At 48.0% G+C, this 19203-nt stretch carries 19 protein-coding genes; 16 read left to right on the top strand and 3 right to left on the bottom strand.

What is annotated here, in order from left to right; genetic code table 11:
- Positions 1-29 precede the first annotated feature (29 nt).
- The 4 genes from safA to CYJ37_RS14650 all read left to right on the top strand — a co-directional run bounded on the left by safA (position 30) and on the right by CYJ37_RS14650 (position 4032).
- Positions 30-1562, top strand: coding sequence for a SafA/ExsA family spore coat assembly protein (safA, locus tag CYJ37_RS28095; RefSeq protein ID WP_142385272.1), 1533 nt, complete (start codon positions 30-32; stop codon positions 1560-1562).
- The gene (locus CYJ37_RS14660; protein WP_069358531.1) at positions 1546-2535 is read left to right on the top strand and encodes a phosphotransferase; all 990 of its coding nucleotides are present in this window, start codon (positions 1546-1548) and stop codon (positions 2533-2535) included. Before safA ends, CYJ37_RS14660 begins: the two co-directional genes overlap by 17 nt.
- 87 nt (positions 2536-2622) lie before the next feature.
- Positions 2623-3240, top strand: coding sequence for a YhcN/YlaJ family sporulation lipoprotein (locus CYJ37_RS14655; RefSeq protein WP_022544228.1), 618 nt, complete (start codon positions 2623-2625; stop codon positions 3238-3240).
- Positions 3241-3507: 267 nt separating this feature from the next.
- Positions 3508-4032, top strand: a complete 525-nt coding sequence (locus tag CYJ37_RS14650) for an intercompartmental signaling factor BofC (protein WP_009796121.1) — start codon at positions 3508-3510, stop codon at positions 4030-4032.
- Between the two features lie 55 nt (positions 4033-4087).
- Here the strand turns inward: CYJ37_RS14650 and CYJ37_RS14645 are convergent, their stop codons facing one another.
- Positions 4088-4606, bottom strand: a complete 519-nt coding sequence (locus CYJ37_RS14645; RefSeq protein ID WP_009796122.1) for a hypothetical protein — start codon at positions 4604-4606, stop codon at positions 4088-4090.
- A gap of 133 nt (positions 4607-4739) precedes the next feature.
- Here CYJ37_RS14645 and ruvA point away from each other — a divergent pair, with 133 nt between their 5' ends.
- The 5 genes from ruvA to yajC are packed head-to-tail and all read left to right on the top strand — an operon-like array spanning position 4740 to position 8964.
- Positions 4740-5351 carry a Holliday junction branch migration protein RuvA gene (ruvA, locus tag CYJ37_RS14640; RefSeq protein ID WP_009796123.1) on the top strand — a complete coding sequence of 204 codons (612 nt, stop codon included), beginning with the start codon at positions 4740-4742 and terminating at the stop codon, positions 5349-5351.
- Between the two features lie 51 nt (positions 5352-5402).
- Positions 5403-6404, top strand: a complete 1002-nt coding sequence (gene ruvB, locus CYJ37_RS14635) for a Holliday junction branch migration DNA helicase RuvB (RefSeq protein ID WP_009796124.1) — start codon at positions 5403-5405, stop codon at positions 6402-6404.
- Between the two features lie 54 nt (positions 6405-6458).
- Positions 6459-7487: a tRNA preQ1(34) S-adenosylmethionine ribosyltransferase-isomerase QueA gene (queA, locus tag CYJ37_RS14630; protein WP_094766983.1), complete on the top strand. Its 1029-nt coding sequence runs from the start codon at positions 6459-6461 to the stop codon at positions 7485-7487.
- A gap of 27 nt (positions 7488-7514) precedes the next feature.
- A complete protein-coding gene (tgt, locus tag CYJ37_RS14625) occupies positions 7515-8654 on the top strand; it encodes a tRNA guanosine(34) transglycosylase Tgt (protein ID WP_009796190.1) in 1140 nt (379 codons plus the stop codon).
- Between the two features lie 25 nt (positions 8655-8679).
- Complete coding sequence (gene yajC / locus CYJ37_RS14620) at positions 8680-8964, top strand: preprotein translocase subunit YajC (RefSeq protein WP_022544225.1); 285 nt, start codon at positions 8680-8682, stop codon at positions 8962-8964.
- Positions 8965-9038: 74 nt separating this feature from the next.
- Here yajC and CYJ37_RS14615 read toward each other — a convergent pair whose 3' ends face one another.
- Positions 9039-9428 (bottom strand): TIGR04086 family membrane protein, encoded by a 390-nt coding sequence (locus tag CYJ37_RS14615; protein ID WP_009796192.1) that lies wholly within the window; start codon positions 9426-9428, stop codon positions 9039-9041.
- A 210-nt stretch (positions 9429-9638) separates the two neighbouring features.
- On the opposite strand from CYJ37_RS14615, the gene CYJ37_RS14610 reads away from it, so the two are divergent.
- The gene (locus tag CYJ37_RS14610) at positions 9639-10286 is read left to right on the top strand and encodes a DUF421 domain-containing protein (protein ID WP_022544224.1); all 648 of its coding nucleotides are present in this window, start codon (positions 9639-9641) and stop codon (positions 10284-10286) included.
- 42 nt (positions 10287-10328) lie between these two features.
- Here CYJ37_RS14610 and spoVB read toward each other — a convergent pair whose 3' ends face one another.
- Entirely contained in the window at positions 10329-11891 is a 1563-nt protein-coding gene (gene spoVB, locus CYJ37_RS14605) for a stage V sporulation protein B (RefSeq protein ID WP_009796194.1), read from the bottom strand.
- Between the two features lie 127 nt (positions 11892-12018).
- On the opposite strand from spoVB, the gene CYJ37_RS14600 reads away from it, so the two are divergent.
- The 6 genes from CYJ37_RS14600 to CYJ37_RS14575 all read left to right on the top strand — a co-directional run bounded on the left by CYJ37_RS14600 (position 12019) and on the right by CYJ37_RS14575 (position 19189).
- The gene (locus CYJ37_RS14600; protein ID WP_009796195.1) at positions 12019-12312 is read left to right on the top strand and encodes a post-transcriptional regulator; all 294 of its coding nucleotides are present in this window, start codon (positions 12019-12021) and stop codon (positions 12310-12312) included.
- 265 nt (positions 12313-12577) lie between these two features.
- Entirely contained in the window at positions 12578-14839 is a 2262-nt protein-coding gene (gene secDF, locus CYJ37_RS14595) for a protein translocase subunit SecDF (protein ID WP_009796196.1), read from the top strand.
- A 171-nt stretch (positions 14840-15010) separates the two neighbouring features.
- Positions 15011-15871 (top strand): cation diffusion facilitator family transporter, encoded by an 861-nt coding sequence (locus CYJ37_RS14590; protein WP_050767321.1) that lies wholly within the window; start codon positions 15011-15013, stop codon positions 15869-15871.
- An 18-nt stretch (positions 15872-15889) separates the two neighbouring features.
- Positions 15890-16210 carry a LapA family protein gene (locus CYJ37_RS14585; protein WP_101550406.1) on the top strand — a complete coding sequence of 107 codons (321 nt, stop codon included), beginning with the start codon at positions 15890-15892 and terminating at the stop codon, positions 16208-16210.
- Between the two features lie 109 nt (positions 16211-16319).
- Positions 16320-18686 (top strand): single-stranded-DNA-specific exonuclease RecJ, encoded by a 2367-nt coding sequence (gene recJ / locus CYJ37_RS14580; RefSeq protein ID WP_101550404.1) that lies wholly within the window; start codon positions 16320-16322, stop codon positions 18684-18686.
- The gene (locus CYJ37_RS14575) at positions 18677-19189 is read left to right on the top strand and encodes an adenine phosphoribosyltransferase (protein WP_022544223.1); all 513 of its coding nucleotides are present in this window, start codon (positions 18677-18679) and stop codon (positions 19187-19189) included. The genes recJ and CYJ37_RS14575 overlap by 10 nt, the downstream gene beginning before the upstream one ends.
- The last annotated feature ends 14 nt before the right edge of the window (positions 19190-19203 follow it).

The raw sequence follows: 19203 nt of genomic DNA, 5'->3' as shown, positions 1-19203 counted from the left end.
ATGGACTTATGCATAGGAGGGATATCAGAGTGAAGATCCATATCGTACAGAAAGGGGATACTCTTTGGAAGATCGCCAAGAAGTACGGCGTGAACTTTGAAGAGCTGAAGAAGATGAATTCGCAGCTCAGCAACCCTGATATGATTATGCCCGGGATGAAGATAAAAGTTCCTACAGCAGGGGGAAGTATAAAGAAAGAAGCCCCGATGGGAATGTCTCCTGAAGCAAAAATCAATATGGGCGCGAAGAAGGAAATGCCAACAACAGAGCATCCTTTTGCAAAAGAAAAGCCAATGCAGGCTGTGGAAGCGCCGCAGCCAAAGAAAGAAGCACCAAAGCCGCAGGTGACGGCTCCAAAGATGGAACAGCAGAAAGCACCTTTTGTTCCAAAAATGCCGCAGCCGATCATTCCGGATATTGATATCAACAATTACTATATGATGAACATGCCTGCCCCTAAACCGCAGCCAAAACCGCAGCCAAAGCCAAAGGCCATGCCGAAACAGGAATACAAGCCGAAGCCTCTGGAAGAGCCGGCAGCCCAGATGCCGATCACCATGCCAAAGCAGCAGCCGCAGCTGCCGCCGAAGCCAATGAATATTCTTCCCGGCATTAAACCGGCTGGTGAAGAAAGCCCTGAGATGGAAAGTCCAGAAACAGCGCAGATGCCGCTGCAAGGAGGTTATAAACAGCCTATGTACCCTTATCAGCCAAACTATTATCAAGGATCTCCGGTGAACCCGGGGCATGGTTATCAGCAACCTGGCCATTATCCTCAGGTTCAGGGGGCTTCCATGCCATACCAGCAGCAGATGCCATACCAGCAGCAGATGCCATACGGCATGATGCCTGGAATGGAAGGTGCCGGCCAGATGCAGCACCATTATGAAGAATCTTCATCTTTTATGCCTATGGCAAACACGAATCCGATGTATGCCCAGCCTACAGGTGTAATGGGAATGTCAGATCAGCAGCAGCAGCTGCCATTATCTCCTATGTCCCAGCAGCAGCTTCCGCTTCAGCCGACGCAGACCATGCCTGCCATGCAGCAGCAATATCCATTTCCTCCATACCCAGCCTGCCTTCACCCGGTTTCACCAGTAATGCCTGGCCCTGGCTATGGTGCCTGTGAACCGGGTATGCCATACGGATATCCTCAGCAGCCTATGGTACAGGGAGCGATGGAGGGATATGAGTCTCCTTCTATGGCCCAGATGCCATTAATGCCTTCGCAAAGCCAAATGCCGCTCATGCCTTCCGAAGCCCAGATGCCGCTCATGCCTCAGCAGGGCGTCCAGGGAATGTCTGATGACTGCGGATGCGGCTCAGGCATGCCGCAGATGATGCCGGGCATGCACCATGGTATGCAGCCAGGAATGCACCATATGGGGATGGGCATGCCGCAAATGGGCTATGGAGCCCCGTACCAGCCTCAGTATGGACAGCAGATGGGCTTCGGCCAATCGCCATACATGGGCCAGCCGCAGGGATATGGCCCGATGGGCGGCCAGGCATTCGGAATGCCGCGCTTTGACGATGAAAGCTATGAATTTAATGGTTAAAAGCTGGGGAGACGATTCTTATTGCAATCGTCTCCTCTCCTATTTACGCCAAATCCTCCCTTTTCCCGTTAAAGAACTCTCACCGGTCAGAAACAATGTCATGCTGATTGATACCGGGCAGGACATGTATGTGGTGAAAGGGTATTCCTCTTATCAGCGCCTTAAAATTCAGGAGGCTTTCACCTCTTCCCTCAAAAAAGAAGGTTTTGATTCTGCCTGCAGCTTTGAAACAGTGTCATCCGTCCAGCCGCTTTATGATGGGATGTATTACTATGGAGTCATGAAATACATTGTCCCGGGTGACTCTTTTTCTTATCATGATGAAGCTGACCGCAGTGCCGGACTTGAACTGTTATGCCGGTACCACCAAACAGCTGCGAAGGTGGCCGGTCGCTATGATCGTGTCCTGCCGCGTTTCAGCCAGATTGAAAAATGGCGTGAAAGGGCAGCGCTGTTTCTGAACAATCAGCCAGTGGTTAAATTTTTCGTCCAGAAAGAAATGATTGAAGAGCTGATGGGCTGGGCGGATTGGTCCCTGAAAGGCATGGAGCGGGAAAAAGCATTTTTTGAAGCTGAAAATGAAACAGTCCTTCACGGTGATGTGGCCCACCATAATTTTCTTAGGGATGAAAACGGTAAAGTCCATTTGATCGACTTTGATTTAATCAGCATCGGAGCAGTATGCATGGACTATCTTCAATATGCCAACCGAATCCTGCCGTTTATTGGCTGGTCTGCCGAAGCGCTGAGAGAGTATGATGTTTTGTCTCCGTATCTCAGCAAAAAGGGGTTTATTTTTGCTCTGGCGTTTCCCTCCGACATTTTCCGGGAATGGAACAGATTAGTCAGAGAAAGGACATACAACGATCCTTATAAAACAAGGCAGCTGCTCGATATGACTGCAGGGCAGTTTACCGAAAGGAAGGCTTTCATCAAAGAGCTGATGGACCTTGCGAATGACCTGCCTGATTAGCTGGACAAAACTTTCAGGATGAAATCAAACCTTCGCCGGAAAGCTATTAATGAGCACAGCTCAAAATTGGCGAAGGGGGTCACCCGCTTGAACCAGAAATTTCTGGCAGTACCATTTGCAGCATTATTAAGCCTTGGCCTTGCAGGCTGCGCTATGGGAGGAAACGGCGGAGATACAGCTTCTGAATCGGGTCATCGCACAGAGTCGCTTGGGGCAGGCATGGACCGGGATAAGAATCCGTCCAGTCCGCTTGCAGCCTATGATAAGAATTTCTACCAGCATGATAATCGCTTCAGCCACAGTGATGCCAACTACCACGGGCATCTTGATGATAATACAAGGGAAGCAAAAAGATCCTATTATACGGCTTACGAAGGGCAGCTTGCGGAAAAGATAGGCGATGAAACAGCAGCCGTCAGCAATGTGGAAGACGTCCGTTCTGTCGTTTACGGAAGCGATGTCCTGATTGCAGTCGATCTGGCCGACTACAGCAGGGAAGAGGAGACAAAGCAGGACATACAGCAGGCTGTGTCCCCTTATCTGCGGGGCAGATCCTGTACAGTGGTGGCGGACGAAGGCACCTTCAGCCGCATCCGCAATATAGACAATGACCTGCGGGATGGCGGGCCAAGAGAGCAGATTGACCTGGACATCAAGGATATGTTCCATTCGCTCAGGCACAGGCTCAATGGCAATGGCCGCTGATTTTTGAAAAAGCAGAGCTGCGGCTTTGCTTTTTCTTTACATAAAAAAATAAAGGGAGGACAAGGAGTTGAAAAAAGAAAATAAACAGGAAAAAATTCTGGTCGTCATATTATTTACCGTCGCTTTCCTTTTAATGTTATCCATGCTGAGGAGGCTGTTTTTCTAAAATTGAAGCTCCTATTATCCCTAAAAAAAATTGGCATATTTAATGTGAAGCTGGAAACAATAAAAATAAAGTTTTGGAAACCAAACCAGGGGTGATCTGTTATGAGAACCAATCCAATCCGGCTGCTTGCCTCATTTCTCCTGATAGCTGTATGGTTTGCTGTAATTGCAGGTACAGAAACAGGAATCCTGGTGCGTGCATCTGAAAGCGGCCCGCTCGAGCTCTCAGTCATACTGGAGAGAGTGTATCTCGACGGGGAAATGAGCGAAGAAGAAATTCAGGAAACCGTGTGGTCCCTGGAGGATTTCTGGTCCAAGTATGACGAATGGCAGCTGGTTGAAATGGATGAAGGCCAAATGGTTTTCCGCCAGCAGGTGGACGACATTTCACCTTTATTAAAATCGAACGGGTATTTTGGATTGACGGATGAAGGCATTTTGACCATCTATAACGGCAGGCCGGACAAAAGCCGAATCATCCAGTCATTTTTTCAGATTGATATAGGGAAGCTTGAAAGCAAGAAAAGGGAACAGCTTGAAAAGGGCATCCCAATCATGACGAAGAACAGGTATGTGGAGGTGCTGGAGGCCTTCCAGTCTTATTCAAAAAGCGGAAGCGGCCAGTAGCATAAGCAGAGTGAAGATAGAAAAGCCCTGGTCCAATTGGCCAGGGCCGGCTTCATTACTTTTCATAGCCTGTTATTACATAATTTTCGTCTTGCATTTCCACTGTATAAGCTGCATTTTCGGCAGTTGTCACAGTGGCTTTGTCTGCATCGCCCTCAATCTTAACGTCTTCCTGTGTTGTATCAAGGAAAGAAGGATTGAAGAACGGCTCAGTATTGACTATCATCTTGCCATCTTCAGATTTCTGGTCTGTAGCATAGTGCGCATACATTTCTTTTGCCAGATCTTCACTGTAGTATTTTGAAAGGAATGCGGATGCAGAGCTTTCATCTGCAAAGCTTGAGTTGATGACGATCGTTTCTTCGTCAGCAGCGGTTTCTTTGTTGAATACTTCGTTTACCTTCAGCTCCGCAATGCGGACGCTATTATAGATCTTTGATTTAGCAGCATCATTCAGTTCAGCTGTCTTTTCTTCAGCAGCTTTTTCTTCTTTGCCCTCATCTTCATTTGAAGAGCAGCCTGCAACGGCAAATAATAGTGTGAAAATTGCTAAAAGAGATAATAGTTTCTTCAATTCGGTGACCCCCAGTCATTTTTTAAAACCTCTCCCATTATATAGAAATAACCCTGAAAATTGCAACTTTTTTCTTCGGCAAATCTTTGTAGTATGATAGAATGAGGTACAGAAAATTTGGGGAGCGAGACATTTGTTTGAATATATAAAAGGCACGGTCGAATTTATCGGCCCTGAATATATAGTGGTCGAAAATAATGGATTAGGCTATCAGATTAGCACACCCAACCCATTCAGCTATTCAAATAAGCAGGGAGGGGAAATCCAGATTTTCACCTATCATTATGTAAGGGAAGATATTTTCGCTTTATACGGCTTCCATTCCCGTGAGGAAAAAATGCTGTTTACAAAGCTGCTGAACGTTTCCGGCATCGGGCCAAAAGGAGCCCTTGCGATCCTTGCATCCGGAGAGCCGGCTCAGGTCGTCCAGGCGATTGAGGACGAAGATGAAGCGTTCCTGGTCAAATTCCCGGGAGTGGGCAAAAAAACGGCGCGCCAGATGATACTTGATTTGAAAGGCAAGCTTCAGGAGGCGATTCCGGACTTCTTTCCCAATCTGTTCAATCCTGATGCAGCCAGGCCTGCTGCTACAGGAAGCGCTGCTCTTCTTGAGGAGGCCATCCTGGCACTCAGGGCTCTTGGCTATTCGGAAAAAGAGGTCAAGCGCATCAAACCGGCATTGGAAAAAGAGAAGCTTACAACAGATGAATATATTAAAAAAGGCTTGCAGCTGCTGCTTAAGTAGGACGGAAGTCTCCTTTTGCAGCGCCCGGCAGCCAAGGGGTGAATACAGCTTATGGAAGATCGGATCATTTCAGGTGAAGCGGACCTTCAGGATGTCTCCTTTGAGCAGAGCTTGAGGCCGCAGACTCTGAGGCAATATATCGGACAGGATAAAGTGAAGGAAAACCTGGAGGTCTTCATCCAGGCTGCCCGGATCCGCGGAGAGACTTTGGACCATGTCCTGCTATACGGCCCCCCGGGTCTTGGAAAAACGACGCTGGCCAGCATCATAGCCAATGAGATGGGGGTTAATCTCAGGACAACCGCCGGTCCCGCCATTGAAAGGCCGGGGGACCTTGCTGCCATACTGACTGCGCTTGAGCCGGGTGATGTTCTTTTCATCGATGAAATCCACCGGCTGCCGCGTTCGATAGAAGAGGTGCTGTATCCGGCGATGGAGGATTTCTGCCTTGATATCGTCATCGGGAAAGGCCCGAGTGCGCGGTCTGTGAGGCTCGATCTCCCTCCATTCACTCTCGTGGGGGCAACGACAAGGGCGGGTTCAGTATCAGCACCGCTCAGAGACAGATTTGGTGTTCTCTGCCGCCTTGAGTATTATAATGAGAGTCAGCTCAAAAATATTGTTTCAAGGACGGCCGATGTCCTTGAAACAGGCATTGACGATCTGGCGGCTTCTGAAATTGCCAGGAGATCCCGGGGAACCCCGCGGATCGCCAACCGCCTCCTGAGGCGGGTAAGGGACTTTGCCCAGGTCAAGGGCGACGGCAGTATTGATGCAGCCCTTGCCCATGATTCTCTCGAACTTCTGCAGGTCGACCGTTTAGGGCTGGATCATATTGACCATAAATTATTAAGAGGAATTATAGAGAAATTCCGCGGCGGTCCTGTCGGGCTTGAGACGATAGCCGCTACAATCGGGGAAGAATCCCATACAATCGAAGATGTATATGAACCGTACCTGCTTCAGATCGGCTTTTTACAAAGGACCCCAAGGGGAAGGATTGTGACGCACCTTGTCTACCATCACCTTAACCTTGAGCTGCCAGAGGCTTGAAGCTGTTACTGGAAAAATAAAATTGAGTTAAAAAAACAGATAGGGTGAAACACCATGAAAGTAGAAATGTTTGATTTTCATTTGCCAGAGGAGCTGATTGCCCAGACTCCTCTAGAAGATAGAACGAGCAGCCGGCTGATGGTGCTCGACAAGGAAGATGGAGCATTGCAGCATGAAACATTTAAAAATCTGCCCGAATATTTGAATCCGGGCGACTGCCTTGTGCTCAATGATACAAGAGTTCTGCCTGCCAGGCTGTTCGGCGCCAAGGAAGGGACCGGCGCCAAAATTGAGGTTCTGCTGCTGAAACAGCAGGAAGGCGATGTATGGGAAACGCTCATTAAACCGGCAAAAAGAGTCAAGGAAGGAACAAGGATCGAATTCGGGGACGGCCTACTGTCAGCAGTCTGCACTGGTACAGAAGAGCAGGGCGGAAGGCTGCTGAAATTCAACTATGAAGGCATTTTTTATGAAGTGCTGGAACAGCTTGGAGAGATGCCCCTGCCGCCATATATCAAAGAGCAGCTTGATGACCGCGAACGGTACCAGACTGTGTATGCCAAAGAAAGGGGATCGGCTGCTGCCCCGACCGCCGGGCTTCATTTTACTGAAGAACTGCTGGATGAAATCAGGGAAAAGGGTGTGCATATCGCTTTTATTACCCTGCATGTAGGGCTTGGAACCTTTAGGCCAGTCAGTGTCGAGGATATCCATGAGCATAGTATGCATGCCGAGTACTATCAGGTCACGGAAGGAACTGCAAGGCTTTTGAATGAGGTCAGGGAAAATGGAGGCAGGATCATTACTGTCGGCACTACCTCAACACGTACACTTGAGACGATTGCAGACGCCAATGAAGGCAGGTTCGAGGCTGGAAGTGGATGGACAAGCATTTTCATCTACCCTGGCTATGAGTTCAAGGCAATTGACGGGATGATTACCAATTTCCATCTGCCTAAATCGACGCTGATCATGCTGATCAGTGCACTGGCAGGACGGGAAAATGTGCTTAACGCCTATAATGAAGCAGTGAAGGAAAGCTACCGCTTTTTCAGCTTTGGAGATGCCATGCTGATCATCTAGCATGGAAACGGAAGGAGAACGAATAACTTGACAGCAATACGGTATGAATTGATTAAAACATGCAAACAGACAGGGGCGCGGCTCGGCCGGGTTCACACCCCGCATGGTTCATTTGAAACGCCTGTCTTTATGCCAGTGGGAACACTGGCCACAGTTAAGACAATGTCGCCGGAGGAAGTGGCAGGCATGGGTGCCGGGATCATCCTCAGCAACACTTATCACCTTTGGCTTCGCCCGGGGCATGATATTATCAAGGAGGCAGGCGGCCTCCATAAATTCATGAATTGGAATGGCAGCATCCTTACAGACAGCGGGGGCTTCCAGGTATTCAGCCTCAGCCAATTCAGGAAGATTGAAGAAGAAGGAGTCCACTTCAGGAACCATCTGAACGGAGATAAGCTGTTCCTTTCACCGGAAAAAGCGATGGAAATCCAGAACGCACTTGGCTCTGACATTATGATGGCTTTTGATGAATGCCCTCCTTATCCGGCTACATATGAGTATATGAAGAAATCAGTTGAGCGGACATCGCGCTGGGCTGAGCGCTGCCTGAATGCCCATGAACGCCCGAATGACCAGGGCCTCTTTGGGATTGTCCAGGGCGGAGAATACGAAGAATTAAGGAAGCAGAGTGCCCGTGACCTTGTATCTCTGGACTTCCCGGGCTATGCAGTGGGCGGACTCTCTGTCGGCGAGCCGAAGGATGTCATGAACAGGGCGCTGGAATTCACGACGCCGCTTCTTCCTGCTGATAAGCCGCGCTATCTGATGGGGGTTGGATCTCCGGATTCCCTGATTGATGGCAGCATCAGGGGCATCGACATGTTCGACTGTGTCCTTCCGACTCGGATTGCCCGCAACGGAACACTGATGACCAGCAACGGGCGCCTTGTCGTTAAAAATGCCAAATTTGCCCGCGACTTTGGCCCGATTGATGAAAATTGCGACTGCTATACATGCCGTAATTACAGCAGAGCCTATATACGCCACCTGATTAAATCTGACGAAACATTCGGCATACGACTTACAACTTACCATAACCTTTATTTTCTGGTAAACTTAATGGAACAGGTTAGACAAGCAATCCGCGAAGATCGCCTGGGTGATTTTAGAGAAGAATTTTTCGAACGTTACGGTTTCAATAAACCGGATGCGAAAAATTTCTGATACACGAAAGGGGTGAAAAAAAGGAATGGATATTTTAGGTACATTAGGACCATTATTACTGATGTTCATCTTATTTTATTTCCTTCTTATCCGTCCGCAGCAAAAGCGCCAGAAATCTGTGCAGCAGATGCAGTCGGATCTGAAAAAGGGAGATAAAATTGTGACGATCGGCGGCCTCCATGGCATTGTCGATGCCATCGATGAAGATAAGATCGTCATCAAATGCGGTGACGGCAGCAGACTTACATATGATCGCGCAGCGATCAGGGAAGTGCGGGCAGCAGCCGAAACAACATTGGCAAAATCATAATAAAAAAAGAAGCAGACCTTGTTCTGCTTCTTTTTTTATGGCTTTAGAAAACCGTTGCGTTTCAGTTTAGGCATCTATGCTGCCCTTGACTTTGAAGACATGTTGACTCCCAGGATCCCGCCCATCATACAGACCAGCAGGAAACACGTATGATAAATGGTCTGCTCTGCGGAAAACAGGCTGTCATGCCCGAGATATTGGAACAGGAAAATGACCAGTGTATATATGGCGCCAGTCAGCCCCCCCAGCAGCCATCCTTTCTGCTTTCCTTTTCCCCCGGAAATGAAGCCGCCGGCAAACAGTGAAATGAAAGCCAGGATTTCAGCGGGAAGCTTTATGGATGACTCATCCATTGAAGTGAACTTCAAGAGCAGCGAGAACACCAGGCTGCTGGCAATCGCAATGATAAAGATGCTCCCTATCCCGTATAGCACCGCACTCCCCATATGTTTGGATTCTTCCATTGATTTCCTCTCCCTTCAAACGATAAATCCTAGTACAAGCATATTCGCAGCAGCTGCTTTTTAGAATTAAATATTTAGCATAATAGCGGGCTTTTTCCTCCTGAATGGAGGGGCTAAGCATCAGTGCCAAATGGAAAAAGCTTTCTTAATGACAGTCCTGGACGTGAAGCATACTAATGTTGGAATGTGATGAAAGAGGAGGAGGCAGTTTTGGCGGAATATATGATAATCATTGCGAGGACACTTTTTTTATATGGGGTCATCCTCCTGATCTTTCGGCTGATGGGCAAAAGGGAAATAGGCGAACTGAGCGTGCTGGATTTAGTGGTATATATCATGATTGCCGAAATGGCAGTGGTGGCGATTGAAAATCCTGACGGCAGCCTGGTGAAGAACATACTTCCGATGATGCTCCTCATGGTTATACAAATCGTTCTGGCCATCCTATCACTCAAAAGCAAAAAATTCAGGGATATCGTGGACGGCAAGCCCTCTATTATCATCAATCAGGGGAAAATCGATGAAAATACGATGAGGCAGCAGCGATATAATTTCGATGATCTTCTCACCCAGCTGCGGGACAAAGATATTAAAAATATAGCAGACGTCGAATTTGCGATCCTGGAGCCTTCAGGCAAGCTTTCTGTGTTTCAAAAGGACAATATGAAAGGCAGCGACATAGACCATCCTCTGATCATAGACGGAAACCTTCAGGAAGCCAATCTTGCTTCAGTCCATAAATCGCGCCAGTGGCTGGCAGAACAGCTGAAGAAAAAAGGCTATGATGAAATACAGCAGATATCTTTTTGCAGCTACTCTAACGGAAACCTTTATATTGATCCCATCGATGAAAAATAAGATGGTCAAAAAAATGGCGTTCAGGACGCCATTTTTATTTTTTTATTTGAAGGCTAGCCTTGAAAGAGGCTGGCCGATGACCGGGATCCGCCGCAGATCTTCTTTTGTAATCAGCCTGAAGATGAGCAGGAAAATCAGATACAGTATGCCCATGATCAGCGTGGATATCATAACCTTGAAGGCCAGAAGCATCTCCTCCGGCATCATGCTGAATGAAGCATGGCCACCCCAGCCAGCAAGGCCCATGACAGCAAAGGTTTTCACATAATCCATGATATAAAAAGTGAATGAAATGGTCTTCAGTACGGTTGCGAAATGAAGCAGTGTGACAAGAACAAAGCCGACCAGGATGCCGAGAGCCACCCCATTGATGCCGAATGCCGGCTGGCTGGCTAGGAGAAAAATGACGGCGATTTTTACGATTGACCCGATCAGGCTGTTGATCATGGCGGCCCTTGCGAGGTTGAGTGCCTGCAAGGTGGCTTGAAGCGGTCCCTGGTAATAGTAAAACAGAAAGAAAGGAGCCATCAGTTTGATGAACTGGTCTCCGCTTGAACTTCCATACATAACCTCCATCAAAGGGCTGGCAAGAACGTAGAGAAGCACGACTGCCATTCCCCCTGTAATAAAAGAGAACCGGAGTGCCTGCTGGAGCCTGTGTTCAATCAGCTTCATATCCTTTCTCGAGTTGGCCTCGCTGATTGCAGGCACAAGCGAGGTAGAAAGGGAGTGGGTGACGAAAGACGGCAGCAGCAGCAGCGGCATGGCAAAGCCTGTCAGAGCCCCGTATTGCTTTGTGGCGGCGATGGCGGCTACTCCCGCAAGCGCAAGACTGTGCGAGACAACAATAGGCTCAAAAAACCAGGCAATCGATCCGATCATCCTGCTGCCCGTAGTCGGCAGAGCAATCTTCATCAAATCGCTGAAGGTGCTTTTACCGGACTGGACATAGCCGAAGAAATTTTTTCTCAGCCTGAACCTTTTCTTCAGTTTGAAAGCTGCCACAAGATAAACCAGTGAAACCAGTTCCCCGATTACAGATGCAAACATTGCCGCTGCAGCGGCATACTCGATGCCATAAGGCAGGAAAGCCTTCGTCAGCAAGGCGATAAGCCCGATTCGCACGATCTGCTCAAGAACCTGTGAATATGCTGCGGGCTTCATCTGCTGCCTTCCCTGGAAATATCCCCTTATGACAGAAGAAACAGCTACAATCGGCACGATGGGGGCGATTGCCAGCAAGGGCAGATGTGTCCTTGGGTCAGTGAAAAGAGTTTCAGACAATATAGGAGCGAGCAGAAACAAGGCCGGCGTGAAAATGGCAGATAGAGAAATGGTCACAGCAAGAGATACAGCCAGTATTTTTTTGATTTTTGCCGTATCGCCCCTGGCTTCTGCCTCCGCTACATTTTTGGAGATGGCAACTGGCAGGCCAAGCTGTGTAATTGTAATGACGAGGATCAGAGTGGGAAATGCCATCATATATAAGCCGACACCCTCTTCACCGATGAAGCGGGCAATCACAATACGGTTTATGAATCCGAGAACCCTTGTCACCAGGCCGGCAGCCAGTAAAATAATCGTTCCTTTTAAAAACTTAGACATCCTGTTCCCTGCCTTCTCAAAATAGGTATAATCATATACAATTAACTATATGCCGCGATTAGGACAAAGCATGACAAGTTCTTGATTTTTCTATTTTTGATAGAACTGCGGGAGAGGAGCCCTAGTGATGAAAGGCCATGTATATGAAAAGTTTCGCCGGCAGGTTCAGCCTGCACTGCAAAGCAAGCTCGAGGAATTCCGGCTGCTGAATTATGGAGCTGTTGCAGAAGATGAGCTTTGGAGGTATCTGACTGAAAAAAAATGGCGGAAACCGCATGAAGATGCCAGACTATTCGAAATAGTGGGCGGTATCCTGGAAGTGAAAGCGGCTGACTATTTCAGCTATGCGACAGTCGAGGCATTTAAAGGAAAAGGCCTTGGCGAGCTGAGTGAGGAAGACAGAAGGAAGCTGCTTGAGTGAGGATAGGATTGTAAGCGGCTGTTGCGGTATGTACAATTCATTTTTTTAATGTAAGAGCCAGTTTATTATGAAGGGACAAATTGACAGCCATTCCATTCTATTTCATAATGGATATGTTGGTTTTTTCGGTCTATTTATAGAAAAAGACTGCCCGCAGTAAAGCGGAGCAGGCTTAAAGATTGCAAGCAGCACCCGGCGCTGCAGCATGCTCTGAAAGAGGGCATGCCTGCAGGGGCCGGAAGTTTAAGGGGGATATAACAGCACAATGGTAAAGCGCAGCAGGATTGTCGCCTTCTTCCTGATTGTCATTCTGATCGGCAGTCTGATGGGAGGCACAACCAAAAACATACTGAATAATATCAAGCTCGGCCTGGATCTGCAGGGCGGCTTTGAGGTACTTTACGATGTAAAGACCAAGGATGGAAAGAAAGCCACAAAAGAGGTGCTAAACAGCACAGCTGAGGCCCTCGACCGCCGGGTCAATGCCCTTGGTGTAAATGAGCCTATCATCCAGATTGAGGGCGACAACAGGGTCCGCGTCCAGCTGGCCGGTGTAAAAGACCAAAACCAGGCACGTGAGATGCTTTCCACAGAAGCCAATCTGTCATTCAGGGATGTCAATGACCGTGAAATGATGAATGGGTCTGACCTTGTAGAAGGCGGAGCTAAACAGACTTTCGATGAAAACGGCAAGCCAAGCGTTTCCTTGACGCTGAAGAGTGCCGAGAAGTTCAAGGAAGTCACACAGGAAATTGTCAATATGGGAGCGCCAAATAACCTGCTGGTCATCTGGCTCGACTATGAAGAAGGCGATTCTTTCAAAGAAGAGTCACAGAAAGAAGATCCAAAATACCTTTCTGCACCACAGGTCAGCCAGGTATTCAACCAGGATACAGTTTCAATCGTCGGAAATTTTTCTCTTGAAGAAGCAAAAACACTCTCTTCCCTGCTGAAGGCGGGGGCGCTTCCAGTTGAGCTGACGGAGGAATATTCCACCAGTGTCGGTGCCAAGTTCGGTGAAGATGCCATGCAGAAGACCATTACAGGCGGTATCATCGGCATTTTGGTCATCTTCCTGTTCATGATTGCGTTTTACCGATTCCCAGGTTTTATTGCAACTATAACATTGTCAATTTACATCTATCTGATTCTGCTTGTCTTTGATTGGATGAATGGTGTACTGACTCTCCCGGGAATTGCAGCACTGATTCTTGGGGTCGGAATGGCCGTTGATGCCAATATCATCACCTATGAGAGGATCAAGGAAGAGCTGAAGGTTGGTAAGTCAGTCAAGTCCGCCTTCCAGGCAGGAAACAAAAACTCCCTGTCCACAATCCTTGATGCCAACATCACAACCATTCTTGCCGCTGTCGTGCTTTTCCTCTATGGGACAAGCTCGGTTAAAGGATTTGCGACCATGCTCATCCTGAGCATTCTGGCCAGTTTCATCACGGCTGTCTATGGTTCACGTCTGCTGCTTGGCTTATGGGTAAACAGCAGGATCTTTACGAAAAAGCCTACTTGGTTTGGAGTCAAAAAGAGTGAAATCAAAGATATTGCTGAAAACTATGATACGCTTGACCTGCCTACAAAATATGACCGTTTCGATTTTGTAAAGCATCGCAGGAAGTTCTTTATTTTCTCGATTGCCATGGCTGTTGCCGGCATCATCGCCTTATCCGTATTCAGGCTTAATCTCGGCATCGATTTCGTAGCGGGTACGCGGGTTGAAATCACAGCGGGGCAATCAGTGAATAAGAGTGAAATTCAGGAAGAACTCAGTAAAGTCGGACTTGAAACAGATGATATCATCATTTCAGGAGATGACCAGAATATAGGCGTAGCGCGATTCACCGATCCGCTGGGCAAGGATAAGATTGCTGAGCTGAAGACTCATATGAATGATGTGTACGGCCAGGAGCCGAATGTCAGCACCGTCTCTCCTACCGTTGGTAAAGAGCTTGCGAAGAATGCTTTCAAAGCTCTGCTGATTGCGTCTGTCGGCATCATCATTTATGTAACAATCAGGTTTGAGATTTACATGGCGCTTGCAGCTGTCATAGCTCTGCTCCATGATGCATTCTTCATCATCGCCCTTTTCAGCATCATCCGCTTTGAAGTGGACATAACATTCATTGCGGCAATCCTGACAATTGTGGGTTACTCAATCAATGATACGATCGTAACGTTCGATAGAATGCGCGAAAACATGCAGAAGAAGAAGAGGCTTAAAACCTTCGATGATATCGCTGATGTTGTCAACCAGAGCTTAAGGCAAACACTCGGACGATCAGTTAGCACCGTCATTACGGTTGTCATCGCGGTTGTCGGTCTGCTCATCTTCGGCAGCGAATCGATCCGCAGCTTTTCATTCGCCCTGCTTATCGGCCTTGTAGCCGGAACATATTCCTCACTCTTCATTGCATCCCAGCTATGGCTGGTATGGAAAAATAAAGAGCTGAAGAAAAAAGGCGTAATCAAAACAGAAAAAGTAAAACGCAAAGCATCAGACGAGCCGCAGGTCTGATCCGCTTAAGAAAAAACACAGGAAAACCTTTCCTGTGTTTTTTCCTGTTTTATCCCTTTAGTGCTTTTTGATTGCCGATTTTCGGATACACTATAAGTATAAAAATGCGGGGAAGGAAGTTGAGACTTGGATACTAACAAAGATCGTTTTAAACAGGCTGAATTTGCGGCTATGATCGGGATTGTGGGAAATATTGTGCTGGCAATCCTCAAGTATGGAGTGGGGGTTTATGCCAACAGCCGTGCACTGATCGCGGATGCGGTCCATTCTGCTTCAGACATTGCGGGGTCATTTGCCGTTTATATTGGGCTCAGGGCTGCCAAGCAGCCGCCCGATGAAGACCATCCTTATGGACATGGAAAAGCTGAATCGATTGCAGCCATCATCGTTGCTGTCCTGCTGATGCTTGTGGGGTTTGAAATCGGCAAATCTTCCTTTGAGGCTTTTTTCCATCCAATCGAGCCGCCCAAGGCTATTGCTATTGCCGCGGTCCTTATTTCCATTGTTGTAAAAGAGGCAATGTTTCGTTATAAGTATAAATTGGGAAAAAAGCTTAATAGCGATGCATTAATCATCAATGCATATGAGCATCGTTCTGATGTTTATTCCTCCATTGCCGCCCTGGCGGGGATAGGGGCAGCTGTCATCGGGGGAAAAGCCGGGATCGGATGGCTGGAATACGGAGATCCTGTTGCAGGGCTGCTGGTCTCGCTGCTTGTCATAAAAATGGCATGGTCACTCGGCAAAGAATCGATTCATAATACTTTGGACCATGTGCTTCATGATGAGGATACGGAAGAGCTGCGGAAAGCAGTTCTGTCTGTTCCGGCAGTGAAAGAGATCAACCAGCTTCATGCAAGGGAGCATGGCCATTATGTCATCATAGATCTGAAGATTGCCGTAGACCCCCATATGACAGTCGAAGAGGGGCACCGGGTAGGAAAGGAAGTAAAAGAGAAGCTGATGCAGGAGAAAAATGTGCATAATGTCTTTGTGCATATCAACCCTTACAATCCTGGCAATCCAGATTAAAGATGGGAGAGATGTGGAGTGAAAGTTCAGTGGGCCTTGATATTCGGGATTCTATTTGCACTTATTGTCGCGGTATTTGCTGTTATTAATGTGGATCCTGTTACAGTCAACTATGTTTTTGGGGAAAGTGAATGGCCGCTTATACTGGTCATCCTCGGTTCAGTGCTGATGGGCGGCCTCATCGTCGGGCTAGTAGGTGTATTCAGGGTATTTGCCCTTCAGCGGAAGGTCAGATCCCTTGAGAAAGAGAACGCCGCTCTTAAGGCTGGCGCCGATAAGGGAAGCGCCGAAGCTGCAGCAGACAGTGACGAAGATTATTTAAAAAGGGATATTCATTAGAAGGAAGCAGCCTTGCTGCTTCCTTTATTTTCTGCTGATTGTACACCCCAGGAATTCATTGAATCCCGGTACGCCCTCTTGTATAATAGAAAAGCTGAGGGGTGAACGTATGTTAAAGTCAAAAACAAGATGGATTGTTCGTCAATCGGATAAAGATAAAGCTGACACACTGATCAGCGAATTGAAAATCAGTCCAATTGTGGCATCATTATTAGTGAATCGGGGGCTCGATACTCCTGAATCGGCACAGGATTTCCTGTACGGAAATAATGGGGAGTTCCACGACCCTTTTCTCCTGGCCGGGATGGATGCTGCAGTCTCACGAATAAATAAAGCGATAAACGAAAATGAACCGATTTTAATATATGGGGATTATGATGCAGACGGAGTCACAAGCACCTCTGTTATGATGATAACGCTCCGCAGCCTGGGTGCCAATGTAGATTTCTACATACCTAACCGGTTTACGGAGGGATACGGCCCGAATGAGGGAGCATTCAGGCATGCGGCCGAAATTGGCACCAAGCTGCTCATTACGGTGGATACCGGCATATCAGCAGTCCATGAGGCGTCAATTGCCAAAGAGCTGGGCATGGACCTTATCATTACGGACCACCATGAACCCGGTCCGGTTCTCCCGGAGGCCCTGGCTATCATCCATCCCAAGCTTGAGGGAAGCCTTTATCCTTTCCGTGAGCTTGCCGGAGTGGGCGTGGCCTTTAAGGTAGCTCACGCCCTATTGGGAAATATCCCCGAGGAGCTTCTGGAAATTGCTGCTATAGGAACCGTGGCCGACCTGGTATCTCTGAAGGGAGAGAACAGGCTCCTTGTCCAGAGAGGGATCAAGAAGCTGAAGGTGACTAAAAGGGCCGGCCTGCTCGCGCTGTTCAAGCTGGCAAATGTGGAGCAGGCTGCAGTAGATGAAGAAACCATAGGGTTCATGCTTGCTCCAAGGCTGAATGCTGCCGGCAGGCTGGACAGCGCAGATCCGGCCGTCCATCTGCTGCTGACAGATGACCGGGAAGAAGCAGCTATGATTGCTGAAGAAATTGACAGCATGAACAAAGAGAGGCAGTCCATTGTCAGCCAGATTGCCGAAGAGGCAATCAAAGAAGTCGAGGAAAAGTACCCGGCAGGGGAAAATGCTGTTCTCGTTATCGGGAAGGAAGGCTGGAATGCCGGTGTGATCGGCATTGTAGCGTCAAGGCTTGTCGATAAATTCTACAGGCCGGCCATCGTCCTCAGCTTTGATAAAGAAAAGGGGACGGCAAAAGGGTCTGCCAGAAGCATTGCCGGATTTGATTTGTATAAAAATCTGTCAGCCTGCAGGGACATCCTGCCCCATTTTGGTGGCCATCCGATGGCTGCTGGGATGACGCTTGGGCTTGGCGACGTGGGGGAGCTGCGGGAAAGGCTCAACGGCCTCGCGAAAGAGCAGCTCAGTGACGAGGATTTCATACCGGTCGCAAGCCTCGATGCCGAGGTAAGCCTTGAAGATGTCAGCCTGCCTGCGATAGAACAAATGCAGCTTCTTTCCCCCTTTGGAATGGACAATCCTAAACCGCGCGTCCTGATCAAGGATGCCCCCATTGCCAGCATGCGAAAGATAGGCTCCGGCCAGAATCATCTTAAAATGGCACTTGGCGAGGGTTCATCCGCATTGGACGGAATCGGATTCGGCCTTGGGGAGCTGTTCCATCATATCTCGGCAGATTCCCGGATATCCGTAATTGGTGAATTATCTATAAATGAATGGAATAATATAAGAAAACCGCAAATTTTTCTGCACGATTTATCTGTCGCCGAATGGCAGCTTTTTGATCTGAGAGGAATCAAGAGATTTGAACAGCTAAAGGAACTCCTTCCTGAATCAAGTACCAAGTGGATATGCTTTGACAGCCAAAGCCGGGAAAAGATTCCTTCATTGCCGGAAGATGCAACTTTCTTCATAAGCTCTGAAACGGAAGCGGAAGCTCTGGTGATTGAAGAAGAGCATATAGTTCTTGCAGATCTGCCTCCTTCAAAACAGATGCTGGAAAAGCTCCTTCAGGGCAAAGCCCCTGCCAGGATCTATGCCCACTTCTATAAGGAAGAAAGCGAGTATTTCAGCACGATCCCAAACAGGGACCATTTTAAGTGGTTTTATTCATTCCTGGCCAAAAGAGGCCAATTCGACATAAGAAAATTCGGGGACCAGCTTGCCAAGCATAAAGGATGGAGCAGGGAAACAATTGATTTTATGTCAAAGGTGTTTTTTGAGCTGGACTTTGCTAAAATGGAAAATGGGCTCTTGGCCCTTAATAAAGAGGCAAACAAGCGGGACCTGACAGAATCCCCGACATATCAAAGGAAGCATGCACAATACACCCTTGAAAACGATTTGCTGTATTCTTCATACCAGGAGCTGAAAAGCTGGTTCGATGCAGTCCTTCAAGGGGCGGTTCATACTGAGGAGGCAATGGAAGAATGGATTTGAAACAATATATAACAATAGTGGAAGACTGGCCGAAGCCCGGGATTAGATTCAAAGATATCACAACGCTTATGGATAATGGCGATGCTTATAAATATGCGACTGACCAGATCGTTGAATATGCGAAAGAAAAGCAAATTGACCTTGTAGTCGGGCCTGAAGCACGCGGCTTTATCATCGGCTGCCCTGTTGCTTATTCACTTGGCGTAGGCTTTGCACCTGTCAGGAAAGAAGGGAAGCTTCCGCGAGAGACGGTCAAAGTCAATTATGGCCTGGAATATGGAAAAGATGTACTGACGATCCATAAAGATGCCATCAAACCAGGACAGCGCGTCCTGATCACAGATGACCTGCTGGCAACAGGAGGCACTATTGACGCAACAATCAAGCTTGTCGAAGAGCTTGGAGGCGTTGTCGCCGGGATTGCTTTCCTGATCGAATTAACCTACCTTGACGGCCGTAGCAAGCTTGACGGATATGACATCCTTACATTAATGAACTACTGAGGCATAGTCTTTGA

The sequence above is a fragment of the Bacillus sp. UMB0728 genome, assembly GCF_002858875.1.
GTDB classification, from domain to species: domain Bacteria; phylum Bacillota; class Bacilli; order Bacillales; family Cytobacillaceae; genus Bacillus_AB; species Bacillus_AB infantis.
This window is presented reverse-complemented; position numbering and strand designations above follow the sequence as displayed.

Excerpts from the sequence above, each read along its gene's own strand:
- CYJ37_RS14615 (WP_009796192.1), bottom strand. The coding sequence starts at position 9,428 with ATGGAAGAATCCAAACATATGGGGAGTGCGGTGCTATACGGGATAGGG.
- CYJ37_RS14590 (WP_050767321.1), top strand. The coding sequence starts at position 15,011 with ATGATCGGGATTGTGGGAAATATTGTGCTGGCAATCCTCAAGTATGGA.
- secDF (WP_009796196.1), top strand. The coding sequence starts at position 12,578 with ATGGTAAAGCGCAGCAGGATTGTCGCCTTCTTCCTGATTGTCATTCTG.
- recJ (WP_101550404.1), top strand. The coding sequence starts at position 16,320 with ATGTTAAAGTCAAAAACAAGATGGATTGTTCGTCAATCGGATAAAGAT.
- CYJ37_RS14660 (WP_069358531.1), top strand. The coding sequence starts at position 1,546 with ATGAATTTAATGGTTAAAAGCTGGGGAGACGATTCTTATTGCAATCGT.
- CYJ37_RS14650 (WP_009796121.1), top strand. The coding sequence starts at position 3,508 with ATGAGAACCAATCCAATCCGGCTGCTTGCCTCATTTCTCCTGATAGCT.
- ruvB (WP_009796124.1), top strand. The coding sequence starts at position 5,403 with ATGGAAGATCGGATCATTTCAGGTGAAGCGGACCTTCAGGATGTCTCC.
- CYJ37_RS14600 (WP_009796195.1), top strand. The coding sequence starts at position 12,019 with ATGAAAGGCCATGTATATGAAAAGTTTCGCCGGCAGGTTCAGCCTGCA.
- spoVB (WP_009796194.1), bottom strand. The coding sequence starts at position 11,891 with ATGTCTAAGTTTTTAAAAGGAACGATTATTTTACTGGCTGCCGGCCTG.
- queA (WP_094766983.1), top strand. The coding sequence starts at position 6,459 with ATGAAAGTAGAAATGTTTGATTTTCATTTGCCAGAGGAGCTGATTGCC.
- CYJ37_RS14575 (WP_022544223.1), top strand. The coding sequence starts at position 18,677 with ATGGATTTGAAACAATATATAACAATAGTGGAAGACTGGCCGAAGCCC.
- yajC (WP_022544225.1), top strand. The coding sequence starts at position 8,680 with ATGGATATTTTAGGTACATTAGGACCATTATTACTGATGTTCATCTTA.